We start from the raw sequence: 12844 nt of genomic DNA, 5'->3' as shown, positions 1-12844 counted from the left end.
ATCCCCTATTGTCAGCCCATGACGATCATCTGCACCGCGATCAGTGCGAGCAGGACCATCACGAATTGGCGAAAGCGGTCGACGGGCAGTCGCTTGATAAGCGAGCGCCCGGCCCAGGTGCCGGCGATCATCGCGAGGCCCATCGCAATCGCAAGGGGCCAGAAAGCCGGTCCAAGATCGATCGTCGCGCCATAAACGATGGTCTTGGCACCGTGCATGGCAATGGCCGCAGTCGCATCGCTCGCAACATAGGCGAGCGGGGGCAGGCCGAGGCTGAGGAAGACCGCGGCGCCGAGCGGTCCGGCACTGCCCACAAGGCCGGATAGCAGGCCGGTAATGCCACCCCCGACGACCAGAACCCGGCGCGATGGCTTGAACGCGATCATACCCGTCGCCTTGAGAACGACGAGCAACAGGATCGCTCCACCGACCAGGCGAGTGACGAGGCTGGTCGGAAGTGATGCGAAGGACAATGCCCCCAGCATCGACAGCGGAATGGCCGCCGCGAGAAACAGCAAGACCGGGCGCCAGCGTATCTGCTGCCAGTTCATGACGGCACGGGCACCGTTACCGATGATCTGGATGATCGTCAGCAGCGGCACTGCTTCGGTCACGCCGACGACTTGGTTGAGGAGCGGCAGGAGCAACAATGCGCCTCCGAAGCCCGCAGACCCCGAGATTGCGGCTGCAACGAACGCACCCAGGACGAGTAGCAAATAGTCAGTCATGCGGCGCCCGGCCTGCCGGCGCGAGCGCCGGGCATGGTCAGTCGTTGTCCTCGCGCTCGCGCGAAATGATCTTGTAGTCCGCTGACAGCTTCAGATCGTACACGCCGTCCTTGCAACGGGCGTTGTCCACCTCGAATCCACCGTCGTCACGCTCGACCTTCGTCGGATTGGTGCAGCCAGCGGCGCGGATTGCCTTCATCACCGATGCGCGCTGCGCCTTGGTGGGCATGTCATTATCGGCAAAAGCAGGCGTCGCCAACGCGATCGCGACCGTTGCCGCAAGCAGCATCTTCATGAAAATTCTCCCGTTGCAGTTCCGGGCAAACGTCATTCTTTCGAGAGCGTTCCTGATCGATATCAGTATCGGTCAACACCGTGCGTTGGTGCAGCTGTTCGCATCATCCCCAGCGCCGCGCGGCGAGAAGGGCGATTGCCAGGACCGTCAACGACAGCACGATGCTGGCAGCGGCATAAGCAATGGCAGAGCCGATCTCGCCGCGTTCCCATAACGTCACGATATCCAGCGAGAAGGTCGACCATGTCGTAAAGCCGCCGATCAGTCCGGTCGTCACGAACAGCCGCAGTTCGGGATCGTTGATGCTCCTTGCCGCGAACAGGCCGATCATCAGGCCCATCAACGCCGAGCCGACGACGTTGATGACGAGCGTACCCCAGGGAAAGTTCGCACCCGTGAAACGCAGGGCAAGCAGACCAACCCCGTGGCGCAGCATTCCGCCGATGCCCGAGCCAAGGAACACGACCAGGAAACCTGTCCAAAGAGGCATTGTCATTCCGTTGCTTGCAGAGTGGCAAAGAAGCCGACGGAAGGCAGCGCGTCGGTCAGCCCGAGGCGAGCAACCCGGCGACCACGAAGCCGAAGACGATCCGATACCACCCGAACGGCTCGAAACCGTGCCGACCGACGTAGCGGACGAGCCATCTTACGACCGCCATCGCGACGACGAACGACACCACCAGCCCGACACCGATCGCCATCACGTCATCGACCCCGATGATGTCGCGGTTCTTATAGAGATCGAGCGTAGCGGCGCCGAACATGGTCGGGATCGCCAGGAAGAACGAGAATTCCGTGGCCGCTCGACGCTCGACACCCAACGCAACGCCGCCCATGATGGTCGCGCCGGAGCGAGACACGCCGGGGATGAGCGAGAGAAGCTGGCAAAGCCCGATCCCGAGCGCGAGCGATGGCGACAGGTGTTCGACGTCGCCGGCAACGACCGCACGGCGCTTGGCCCACCGTTCGATCACGATGATCGCAATCCCGCCTGCAACAAGGCTGACGACCACGACATAGGGCGAAAACAGCACCTGTTTGATGAAGTCGTGTGCCAGTCCGCCGACGATGACGGACGGAATGAAGGCGATGAGGACGTTGCGCGAAAAGCGTCGTGCGCCGGCATCGCCCTTCAATCCGGTCACCACCAACCACAGCTTTGCGCGATAGAGCCAGCAGACTGCCAGAATCGCGCCGACTTGGATGACGACATCGACGATGCCCGCTTGCCGTCCCTCATAGCCGATCAGACGCTCGGTGAGGATGAGGTGGCCCGTCGAGGAGACGGGAATGAACTCGGTCAGGCCCTCGACAATGCCGAGGACGACGGGTGCGACCAATGCGGTAGGATCGATCATGCCCGCCTCTCGACGTAACGGGCAAACGGAGCCGCCATGCGGGCACGATCGCCCAGCTCCGCCTCGATCGCGATGAGGCGGTTATATTTGGCAAGCCGCTCGCCGCGACACGGGGCGCCCGACTTAATCTGGCCTGCACCCATCGCGACCGCAAAGTCGGCGATGAAGTCGTCTGCGGTTTCACCGGAGCGATGCGACACCATCGTCCCCCATCCCGCTTGCTGGCAGATGCGGACGGCCTCGATCGTCTCCGTCACCGTTCCGATCTGGTTCGGCTTGATGAGGGCGGCATTGGCAGCGTGTCGGGCGATGCCTTCACGGATGATGCGGGGGTTGGTGACGAACAGGTCGTCCCCGACGATCTGTATCCGATCGCCCTGGTCGGCGGTCTGATCGATGAACCCGGCCCAGTCTTCCTCGCCAAAGCCGTCTTCGATCGAGACGATCGGATAGGCATCGATCCAGCGCCCGTAGAGTGCGAGCAGTGCCGCCCGATCGAGCCGTCCGGTGCGCGACCGCGACAGGTGATAGCTCTCACCCTCGGCAAAGGACGATGCGGCGGGATCGAGCGCAATCGCGATATCGACCCCGGGGCGATACCCTGCACGTTCGATGGCTGCGACGATCAGCTCGCAGGCGGCCTCGTTGCTGTCGAGCCGAGGCGCGAAGCCACCCTCGTCACCCACCGAGGTCGCAAGCCCGCGGTCGTGCAACAGGCTACGCAGGGCGGCATAGGTTTCCGCACCGTAGCGCACGGCTTCCGCGAAACCCGGCGCACCGTGCGGCACGATCATGAATTCCTGGAAGTCCAGGCTGCTGTCGGCATGTTTGCCGCCGTTCAGGACGTTCATGCAGGGCACCGGCAGGAGATAGTCATCGGCGTCGTTCAGGCTCCGGTAGAGTGGTCGCCCTTGTGCCAGCGCGGAGGCGCGCGCGACGGCAATGGAAACGCCCAGGATGGCGTTGCCACCGAGCCGGCCCTTGGTGTCGGTGCCGTCGAGTGCGATCATCACATGATCGATGTCGGATTGCGCGCGGGCATCCAACCCCATGAGTGCATCTGCAATCTCGCCTTCGACATGAGCGGCAGCGCGCCGCACGCCCTTGCCGCCGTAACGGTTACGGTCGTCGTCGCGAAGTTCGACGGCTTCGTGCAGGCCGGTCGAAGCCCCGGACGGGACCGAGGCGGTTGCCGAGTTTCCGTCCGTCAGCGTCACCGTGACGGACAGGGTCGGATTGCCCCGGGAATCCAGGATTTCCAGGGCTTGGAGACGGGCGATCTGGCTGTCGATGGACATGGGAAATTTCCTGTCAGGAGATGATCGCGCGATCGAGGATCGCGGTCGTTGCGGCGAATTCGTAGAGGATGGCACCGGCGGTCGGGATGTCGAACGTCTCGACCCCGACCGCATCGATGCCGTCGAGCGCCATGGCGAGTGCGCGCAGGCTGTTGCCGTGCGCCACGACCAGCGTGGCGCCGCCTTGCATAATGGCAGGCAGCATGACGTGGATGTGGTAGGCGAGCACGCGCGCTGCCGTATCGCGCAGGCTCTCCCCGTCGGGCGGTGCATCGGCATAGGAGCGGCGCCAGCGCAGCACCTGTTCGACGCCGTACCGATCTGCGGCTTCCGCCTTGTTCAGCCCTGTCAGCGCGCCGTAATCGCGTTCGTTGAGAGCCAGGTTTGCGATGACGGGAACGTCCTGACTGCCGGTCACGGCCGTGACGATGGCAGTGGTGTCGGCGCACCTGCGTAGCGTCGACCGGAAGATGCGGGCGGGCCGAATGCCGCGGTCCAGCAACTGACGGGCAACGGCGTCGGCCTGTCCGCGCCCGTTTGCCGTCAATGCGGGATCGGCCGATCCGGTAAAGCGATTGGCGGCGTTGGCTTCGCTTTCTCCATGTCGAAGCAGGATCAGGCGCGCATGGGCAGCTCCGTTCATCGTTCAATGGGCCATCAGCAACGGGATTTCGGCTGCGGCGAGCAGATGCCGCGTGGTGCCGCCCATGAACCATTCGACGAGCTGGTTGTGCCGGTAGGCGCCGGTCACCAGTAGATCGGCTCCGACAGCCTTGGCTTCCGCGACGAGCTGCGCACCCAGATTGTCACCCTGTCGGGGGACGACATGAAGTTCGTGCGTCACGCACAGTTCGTCGAGCAGCGCCTCGAGCTTCAGCGCCGGATCGCCATCCTCGCCGATGCGGATCGCGGTGACCCGGCTTGCCACCCGCAACCATGGTGCCGCCTCCCTGATCGCATGGCGGGCCGTATCGCTGTCGCTGAGACCGACAGCCATATGGCTGAATGCGGTGACGGCACCGGGCTGCCAGTGCGGTGGTACGATCAGGACCGGTTTGTCGGTGGAAAAGAGGGCTGCGTGAATGGCATCGCCACTGTCCATGCTCTGTTCGCGCGCGACCACGATCAGCGCATCGACGTTCGCGGCCTCGCTCGTAACGACGGCTTCTTCCGTGCCGACGACCGACCGCCAGAATACCCGTGGCGTGTCCTCGCCTGCCCCGGCGTTCCACGCGACGAAGGCGGCATGGGCCGCATCGGCACGCTCCTGCGCGGTCCCTTCATCACGTTCGCGCATGCGCTGGAACTGGATTTCCTCATCGCTGGAGGCGTGAATCCTATCGGGATCGACGACGACGTTGAGTGCTTCGATCGAAGCGTCGCCCAATGCTTTTGCGGCAAGAACCGCCGCATCCAGACAGGCAGGCGCGCTGTCCGCGCCCACGATGACAGCAAGCAGCTTCATGACATGATCTCCTGTGGCGAGGGATGAACGACTTTTGGATCAGCTATGCGCCCGGCCCGCGTCCGTGTGCCCAGCAGATAGTTGCGGAGCCACGGGTCCTGGCTGTGCTCCAGCTCACGGACGGGGGCGACGGCAAGGATCGTGCGATCCGACAGAACCGCGACACGGTCGCAGATGGTGTAGAGGGTATCGAGGTCGTGGGTCACGACCACCACGCTCAGGCCTAGTTCGCTTGCCAGACCACCGATCAGGGCATCGATCTGTGCTGCCATGATCGGATCGAGACCGGCAGTCGGTTCGTCGAGGAGGATGAGATCCGGGTCGCGCACGATCGCCCGCGCCACCCCCACACGCTTTTGCAACCCGCCGGAAAGCTCGGACGGGAACTTCCACAGCGCATCCTCGGGAAGTCCCGATGCGAGCGCCTTCATTCTTGCGACCGACAGGATCAGCTCTTCCGGCAAACCGTGATGTTCGCGCAGCGGCATCGCGATGTTGTCCAGAACGCTGAAATCGGAAAACAGTGCGTTGGCTTGAAAGAGCACGCCCCAGCGCTGTTTGATCGCGGCCAGCGTCCGGTCGTCAGCCTGGTACAGATCGTCTCCGAACAGCCTGACGGTGCCCGCTTTCGGTGGCAGCAGGCCGATAATGCATCGAAGCAGAACCGATTTTCCCGATCCCGACGCGCCGACCAAGCCAAGAACCTCGCCACGCTTCATGACGAGGTCCACACCGTCGTGGATGATCCGGCCGCTCAGTTCGGTCACAACGCCCTCAAGAATGAGCGGAGAGGCATCGTCATGCGTGTTCGTCATGACCGGCCCACCCACCAACCGAACAGGCCGGTGACCGTCAGGAGGACGACCGTCGCCACCGCCCCGCTTCGCAGGGCCTCACGGGCTGCCCGCCCCTTGGGAAGCCGGTGCTGGCTATATTCGGCGTAAGTGATGATGCCGGCGCTGATCCCGCCCAGCGGTGCGAAGATGCCCCCTATCGCCCATGCGAGGAGGGCAGTCCGGTTCATGCCAGATTCCATCCGCGAATGACCCGCTCGGCATCATTGTGCTCGTAACCGAGAATGCTGATGCTGGCGGTGTCGAGGATGAAGAGCGCACCGGCCGCGGCGGGAAGCCCCAGCCAGCGCGCAGCCAGCACCCGCAGGATATGGGCGCTGGAAAAGATCAGGATGTCGGACGTGGAGGCCCGCAGGCGTTCGACGACGCGATCCGCCCGCGCCGTGATGTCGTCAGGTGTTTCACCTTGCGGGCAGCCATCGCGAAACAGCATCCAATCCGGGCGATCGGCCAGAATCTCTTTCGTGGTTCGACCTTCGTAGGCACCGTAATCCCACTCCGCGAGGTCATCGACGATTGCGATCTTCCGGGAGAAGCCTGCCAGTTCGCCGGTTCGACGCGCGCGCTGCGACGGGCTGGACCATATTTGCGAAAAGGGACGTGCCGGCAGGCGCTCGCTCAGGCGTTGGGCAGCTTCCTCCCCGCCCTTCGTCAAGGGAATGTCGCTTCGACCCGTATGCTGACGTGTCAGGCTCCAGGCCGTCTCACCATGACGGACAAGCCAGAATTGCGGCAGCCCCGTCATCGACGCGCTCCCCGGCCAGCGGCTTCAGGTGCTGCCACATCAGCCAGGCCGAGAGTGCGGCCCGCAAAACCCCCGGCGTCGAGATAACGAATGCCTGCCGCCTCCTGATAGCGCAGCAGGGTGACGAGACCATTCCCGGCGGCAGCGGATCGCTGCTCGCCCCGGACATAGGGGGTCATCCGCCCCCCGGGCATCGCTTCGCTCATTACCCGGCCGGTCAGCGCACCATGCGGCGTCGGGGAGAGGCGTAGCAAGGCCATCATCGTGTGTCCGATATCCGCGTTGCTGACCGGTGCCGGATCGACGAAACGCCGTTTGAAATCGGGGCCGATCGCCGCTGTGAAGTTGAGGGTGTCGCCGCGGCCGAAGCTGCCGTGCATGCCCTGGCCTTGCTGCAGCGTCGTATCCGCCACCTCCACCTGACAGTTCGTCGGTATTGCGCAGCCGGTCGTTGCCGAGCGGAAGATGACGACGATCGACGGTACGGGGGGCAGCGCTGCCCCTTTGAGGTTGATCGACGATAATGGCAGCGTGCCGGCGATCGAGCCGAGCCGATCATCGACGAAGATTCCGCTGATATAATCCTGGTCAAGCAGCGCGGTGACGATACGGCGCGCGAGCGTCGGATCGCGTCCAGGCAGGTACAACAGGTCCGACCCGCCATTGGCGGCAACCACGATGTCGGGATGAGAGGGATCGGCCCCCAGCAGTGCGTTGCCGCGACTGGGATGAGCACCCGTTGTCACCGGCGCGTTGCCGGCCTCGGGATCGAATGCCGGCATATTCAGCGCCGACGCCAGATCAAGCGCGAGAAAGCCGGGCGGGAGGAAGCCTTCAGGAACATCGGCATACCGCGTCCGTGCTGCACGGCTCGTGTCGCTTTGCTTCGAGATCGTGGAAAAGCCGTGGTCCGACGTGACGATGATATCGGTCGTCCGATCTAGGCCAAGCCGCTTGAGCGCCGTTCGCAGCTTTGCGAGATCTCCATCCGCGTTGCGGATCGCAGCAAAGGTCGTCGGACCATTAATTCCGGGCGTCAGGCGGTTGAGACTGTCGCCCTGATTGTGCTGGGTCCCATCGGGATCGCGTGACCAGAAGACCATCGCGAAAGGCCGGTGACGTGCCTTGAATGACGGCAGCGCCACGCGGGTGGCGACATCGATGAAATAGTCCTGCTGCGCACGATTGGCCTCGCGCGTGCCGGGTGTGCGAGCGTCCCCCGAACGGCCGTTGGCACCCCTGTCCGGTGCGACGAGCGGCAGCCCCGCCCTGGTCATTCCTGTGACAGTGTCGGGCGAAAGCGCGATGCCGCCCGGCCGTCCGGTGGAGTCGTCGACGATGATCGTCGTCATACCGTCGCGAGCGAGGTGATCCTGGATAAGCGCTGGGCCGAGCTTGCCGATCGCGGCGGTGCCGTATCCCGCTTTGCGTGCGGCTTCGAGAACAGTCGTTTCGTTGAGGTAATTGCCGCCGAAGTGCGTATCGACCTCGCCGAGCACGGCATCGTTTTCGAGGAACGGGGTGACGCTGCCCGCCGCGCTTGCGATCGGGGCGGCCGTCCAGATCGTGTTGCTGAAATCGCCGGTATCGCCAAGCTGATGGCCGGTCGCGAGACTGGAGGCATTGGCGGTCGTGAACGTCGGGAATACCGAATGGCTGTTGGGAAAGTAGGTCCCGGCATCCCGTAGCCGGACCAGTTCAGGCGCGGTTTGAGGGGTGACGATCTTGCCTCTCAACCCGTCGATGACGACCAGAATGACGTTGTGCGGAGTGCGGGCGCGCTTTGCGGTGCGAGCTTCGAGTGCCGGTGTAGCGGCAATGGCGACGGCAGCGGCGACGATCGGGAGATAGCGCATCGTTGGTTTCCGTTCGAAAGGCATCAGGCAAGCGCGACGAGCACGGCGCCGGCACCGATCAAACCGATGCCGAACCAGCCCCGCAGGGAGAGGTGTTCACCAAGAAGCGTCACGCCGATGACGGCGACAAAAACGACGCTCAGCTTGTCGATGGGAGCGACCCGCGCTGCGTCGCCGATCTTCAGGGCGCGGAAATAGCAGAGCCATGACGCGCCGGTCGCCAGGCCGGACAGCCCGAGAAACAGCCAGGTACGTGGCGCGATGGTCCCGAGGGGCTGAAATTTGCCGGTAAGCGCGAGCAGCGCGGTCAGCACCACGACAATCACGAGCGTGCGGAAAAGGGTCGCCAGGTCGGAGTTGATTCCTTCGACCCCGATCTTGGCGAAGATCGCGGTCAGCGCGGCAAATCCGGCGGAACCCAGCGCCCAGACGAGCCACGAGGAGGAGCTGACGCTTCCCACTCTCACGCCTGCCCCGTTTCATCGGCCAGCTCGGCGGGCACCGCATCTTCATGCCGGACGCCGCCCGGACCGATGCTCCAATGCTCCAGATGCTTGTAGACGATCACTTTGCCCGCGAGCAGATCGCCATGCCCCTCGCAGAAGCGTTCGAGTTCGCCGCGCTGGCCGATCAGCTCGACACACATGGTCAGGTGCGGATCGGAAATCTCGGAGCCATTTTCCCGAATCGGGCCATGATTGCTGTAGCCGTAATGGGTGTGATGGGCGACGGCGTTCATAATGCCGTCGCGCTTCGCCTGCGCGACCAGCTCGCGGTACAGCGGTTTGCGCGACCAGAAGCTACGCGCGCCCGCAGCCTTGTCGGACGGCTTCATGTAGATGCGGATCATCCCGATCTCGCTGGGCGTGACCTTGTGGGGCATCAGTTATGCTCCTTGACGGTGTTGGAAGGACGCCGGCTACGGCGGGATGCGCGGGCGTCGCGCAGCGTTAAGGTGCCGGTATGAGCGCGGGCGGGACGCTTGGGCACGGCGATCCGCTGCGACAGGTAAATGCCGTTATGGCCCGAGCAGATGTAGGCGACGAAACAGGCCACCGCGATCGGCACGGCATGGGTGGCGCCGAACAGCTCGATCCCCATGATCGTACAGGCCAGCGGCGTGTTGGCCGCCCCGGCGAACACGGCGACGAAACCGAGCGCTGCGAACAGGTCGAGCGGTGCACCGAGCAGCCACCCCAGCGCGTTGCCGAGCGCGGCACCGATGAAGAACAGCGGCGTCACCTCGCCGCCCTTGAAGCCTGCGCTCAGCGTCACGACGGTGAACAGCATCTTGAGCGCCCAACTCCACCGATCGACCGGGCCGCTGAAGAAGCCCGCGATCGTAGGATCACCGGGGATGGCGGACCATACGCCCAGACCCAGATAGGCGCGGGTGCCGACGATCCAGACGAGCGCGATGACCAGGACGCCGCCCAGAGCGGCACGGGCCGGTCCGTAAGGTATGCGGCGCTTGAGGAAGCCGCCGAATGCGTGGTTCGCTTCGGCGAAGACGAGGCCGGCGAACCCGAAGGCGACGCCCGCGATCGTCGCCTTGAGGAGCATCAGCGGCTCGACCAGCAGCGCGCCCGTGGCGGGGGCGGCATAGGCGATGTGATAAGGCGTGTGGTGGATGCCCCAGGCATGACACGTCCAGTCCCCGACCAGCGCGGCGAGCAAGCACGGAATGATCCCGCCATATTCGACGCGGCCAAGCGCCAGCACTTCAAGAGCAAACACCGCGCCTGCCAAGGGCGTGCCGAACACCGCGCCGAAGCCCGCCGCGACGCCGGCCATCAGCAGGATGCGAATACCGGATGCATCGAGACGGAACAGGCCGGCGATGGCACTGGCGAGACTGCCGCCGAGCTGCACGGCGGTTCCCTCGCGTCCCGCCGAGCCGCCGAACAGATGCGTCGCGATCGTGCCAAGGAACACCAGCGGTGCCATGCGGAGCGGTACGCCACCCCCGGGCTCATGGATCTGCTCGACAATCAGATTGTTGCCGGCTTCGACCGAGCGCCCGGTGTGATGATAGAGAAACGCGACGGCTGCCCCGCCCACGGGCAGGAGATACAGCAGCCACGGATGATCGAAGCGGGCCTGTGTAGCGGCATCGAGGCTCCATAGGAAAGCCGCGCACAACGTCCCGACCAGCGCCGCCATCGGCAGCAGGATCAGCGTCCAGCGAACCACCGACATGGCATGGTCGTGCCGGTCGCAAAAGAACGCCGCCACGTTGAACTCATGGTACAGATTGCGAAACGTCGCGCGCACGATTCCTCCTTTGCTGCCTTGCGGCGCCAAGTAGGAATCATCGGCCCTTGCTAGGGCGGTTCGGTCAGACGACCCGGCGGAAATCCATCGCCTTGAAGAGATATATGTCGCTGCAATGCAGCAACGTCAATTCCCGAAATACCATCCTTGCGGGGAAGCCTTGGCCATGTCGTTGGTCGTTTCCCAACCGGGAACGCCGATCAAGCTCTGGCTCGCTCAGTTTGGCGCGTGATCGTCCAATGCTCCAGTTAGTTGTAGACGATCACCTTGTCGCCGAGCAGATCGCCATGACGGCGACAGAAAAGGTCGAGCTGATCGCGATCACCGACCAGTTCAACACAGATCGTCAGATGCGGATCGGCAATTTCCGAGCCGTTCTCCCGGATCGGTTCGTGATTGCTGAAGCCGTAATGGGTATTTTGCGCGACGGCGTTGATGATGCCGTCCGCCTTCGCGGTGCGAATCAGCTCGCGATAGAGCGGCTTTGCCCCCCAGAAGCGACGCGGGCCGATCTTGTCGGACGGCTTCAGATAGATGCGCAGCATCCCGACTTCGCGGTGCTGAACGGTGAAAAGGTCGGGCATGGTAGAGCTTTCGACAGGAAGCGGGATCAGGCGCGCGCGCGCCGGCGAGAAGCGCGGCGCGTGCGGGCATCGCGCAGGGTGGCGTCGGGTGTGAGGTGTGCGGCAGGCACCTTAAGCACGGCGACGCGCTGCGACAGGTAGATGCCGTTGTGGCCTGAGCAGAGATAGGCGACGAAGCACGCGACTGCGATCGGCACCGCATAGGCCGCGCCGAACAGCTCGATCCCCATGAACGTGCAAGCCAGCGGCGTGTTGGCCGCGCCCGCGAACAGCGCGACGAAACCGATCGCCGCGAAAACCCCTGTCGGCACTCCGAACATGGGCGCGAGCGCATTGCCGAGCGCCGCGCCAATGAAGAACAGCGGCGTCACCTCTCCGCCCTTGAAGCCAGCGCTCAGGGTAACGACGGTAAAGAGCAGCTTCAGCGCCCAGCTCCACGGGTGCGTATCGGGGCCGAAAAAGCTGGCAATGGTCAGGTCGCCCGGCGTTGCCGCCAGCGTGCCCAGGCCGAGATAGTCTCGCGTGCCAAATAGCCAGACCAGCGCGATCACGGCGACACCACCGATAGCGGGTCGTAGTGGGCCATAGGGTATCACGCGCTTCAGCCATCCGCCGAGCGCATGGTTGGCCTCTGAAAAGGCCAGCCCGACCAATCCGAATACAACGCCCGCGACGCCGGCTTTGGCGACGAGCAACGCGTCGACCGGCACCATCGCATCGACATGGTAGGCGCCGTGATGAATGCCCCAGGCAAGACAGGTCCAGTCACCCACCAGTGCCGCGACTAGGCACGGTACTAGCGCGCGATACTCGACCCGGCCGATCGCCAGCACCTCCAGTGCAAAGACCGCGCCCGCGATCGGCGTCCCGAAGACCGCGCCGAAGCCCGCCGCGATTCCGGTCATAAGGAGGGTGCGTGTCGCTTCCGCATCCAGCTTGAGGGCGCGCCCAAACCCGCTGGAAAGACTGCCGCCCAATTGCACGGCGGTGCCTTCACGCCCCGCCGATCCCCCGAACAGGTGCGTCACGACCGTGCCGAAGAGGATGAGCGGGGCCATGCGCAGCGGCACACCGCCCCCCGGTTCGTGGATTTGCTCGACGATGAGGTTGTTGCCGCCTTCGACCGAACGCCCTGTCAGATGGTAGAGCAGTCCGACCAAGAACCCGCCGATCGGCAGCAGGTAGAGCAGCCAGGGAAAGGCATAGCGAAGCCGGGTTACGGCATCGAGGCTCCACAAGAAGGCCGCGCAGAGCGTTCCCACCGCTGCGGCCATCGGGACCAGAATCAAAGTCCACCGCAGCACCGACATGGCATGGGTGCGGCGCTCGCGAATGAACGCTGCCATGTTGAACTGGTCGTAGAGATTGCGAAACGTCGCGTGCACGA

At 64.3% G+C, this 12844-nt stretch carries 16 protein-coding genes and 1 riboswitch; all 16 genes read right to left on the bottom strand.

Translation table 11 applies throughout. The features are described 5' to 3' along the window. Window positions 1–11 precede the first annotated feature (11 nt). Window positions 12–728, bottom strand: coding sequence for a sulfite exporter TauE/SafE family protein (locus ACU5AX_RS17680; RefSeq protein WP_196227750.1), 717 nt, complete (start codon window positions 726–728; stop codon window positions 12–14). Between the two features lie 37 nt (window positions 729–765). Then, window positions 766–1023, bottom strand: coding sequence for a PepSY domain-containing protein (locus ACU5AX_RS17675; protein WP_052814241.1), 258 nt, complete (start codon window positions 1021–1023; stop codon window positions 766–768). 103 nt (window positions 1024–1126) lie between these two features. After that, complete coding sequence (crcB, locus tag ACU5AX_RS17670) at window positions 1127–1513, bottom strand: fluoride efflux transporter CrcB (protein ID WP_061780585.1); 387 nt, start codon at window positions 1511–1513, stop codon at window positions 1127–1129. Between the two features lie 55 nt (window positions 1514–1568). Continuing rightward, window positions 1569–2381 carry an undecaprenyl-diphosphate phosphatase gene (locus tag ACU5AX_RS17665; protein WP_043060748.1) on the bottom strand — a complete coding sequence of 271 codons (813 nt, stop codon included), beginning with the start codon at window positions 2379–2381 and terminating at the stop codon, window positions 1569–1571. Next, a complete protein-coding gene (gene eno / locus ACU5AX_RS17660; protein ID WP_198355580.1) occupies window positions 2378–3679 on the bottom strand; it encodes a phosphopyruvate hydratase in 1302 nt (433 codons plus the stop codon). Before eno ends, ACU5AX_RS17665 begins: the two co-directional genes overlap by 4 nt. Window positions 3680–3692: 13 nt before the next feature. Continuing rightward, the gene (locus ACU5AX_RS17655; RefSeq protein WP_076718498.1) at window positions 3693–4322 is read right to left on the bottom strand and encodes a 2,3-bisphosphoglycerate-dependent phosphoglycerate mutase; all 630 of its coding nucleotides are present in this window, start codon (window positions 4320–4322) and stop codon (window positions 3693–3695) included. A gap of 3 nt (window positions 4323–4325) precedes the next feature. Further along, complete coding sequence (locus ACU5AX_RS17650; protein WP_229664494.1) at window positions 4326–5144, bottom strand: universal stress protein; 819 nt, start codon at window positions 5142–5144, stop codon at window positions 4326–4328. Continuing rightward, a complete protein-coding gene (locus ACU5AX_RS17645; RefSeq protein WP_043060746.1) occupies window positions 5141–5959 on the bottom strand; it encodes an ABC transporter ATP-binding protein in 819 nt (272 codons plus the stop codon). The genes ACU5AX_RS17650 and ACU5AX_RS17645 overlap by 4 nt, the downstream gene beginning before the upstream one ends. Beyond that, entirely contained in the window at window positions 5956–6168 is a 213-nt protein-coding gene (locus tag ACU5AX_RS17640; protein WP_043060745.1) for a hypothetical protein, read from the bottom strand. Before ACU5AX_RS17640 ends, ACU5AX_RS17645 begins: the two co-directional genes overlap by 4 nt. Further along, window positions 6165–6743: a histidine phosphatase family protein gene (locus ACU5AX_RS17635; RefSeq protein ID WP_150426783.1), complete on the bottom strand. Its 579-nt coding sequence runs from the start codon at window positions 6741–6743 to the stop codon at window positions 6165–6167. The genes ACU5AX_RS17640 and ACU5AX_RS17635 overlap by 4 nt, the downstream gene beginning before the upstream one ends. Then, window positions 6740–8599 carry an alkaline phosphatase family protein gene (locus ACU5AX_RS17630; protein ID WP_196227733.1) on the bottom strand — a complete coding sequence of 620 codons (1860 nt, stop codon included), beginning with the start codon at window positions 8597–8599 and terminating at the stop codon, window positions 6740–6742. Before ACU5AX_RS17630 ends, ACU5AX_RS17635 begins: the two co-directional genes overlap by 4 nt. Before the next feature lie 23 nt (window positions 8600–8622). Further along, entirely contained in the window at window positions 8623–9060 is a 438-nt protein-coding gene (locus ACU5AX_RS17625; RefSeq protein ID WP_043060744.1) for an EamA family transporter, read from the bottom strand. 2 nt (window positions 9061–9062) lie between these two features. After that, window positions 9063–9449 (bottom strand): DUF190 domain-containing protein, encoded by a 387-nt coding sequence (locus ACU5AX_RS17620; protein ID WP_229664493.1) that lies wholly within the window; start codon window positions 9447–9449, stop codon window positions 9063–9065. A 32-nt stretch (window positions 9450–9481) separates the two neighbouring features. Next, complete coding sequence (locus tag ACU5AX_RS17615; RefSeq protein WP_043060742.1) at window positions 9482–10873, bottom strand: voltage-gated chloride channel family protein; 1392 nt, start codon at window positions 10871–10873, stop codon at window positions 9482–9484. Window positions 10874–10897: 24 nt separating this feature from the next. Then, window positions 10898–10974, bottom strand: a riboswitch (Fluoride riboswitch). A gap of 147 nt (window positions 10975–11121) precedes the next feature. Further along, window positions 11122–11457, bottom strand: coding sequence for a DUF190 domain-containing protein (locus ACU5AX_RS17610; protein WP_063690145.1), 336 nt, complete (start codon window positions 11455–11457; stop codon window positions 11122–11124). Between the two features lie 26 nt (window positions 11458–11483). Then, window positions 11484–12842 (bottom strand): voltage-gated chloride channel family protein, encoded by a 1359-nt coding sequence (locus tag ACU5AX_RS17605; protein WP_446691943.1) that lies wholly within the window; start codon window positions 12840–12842, stop codon window positions 11484–11486. Between the last annotated feature and the right edge of the window lie 2 nt (window positions 12843–12844).

The organism is Sphingomonas benefaciens, from assembly GCF_052907485.1.
Note: the sequence above shows the minus strand (reverse complement) of the source record. Positions and strands in the feature narration are given on the sequence as shown.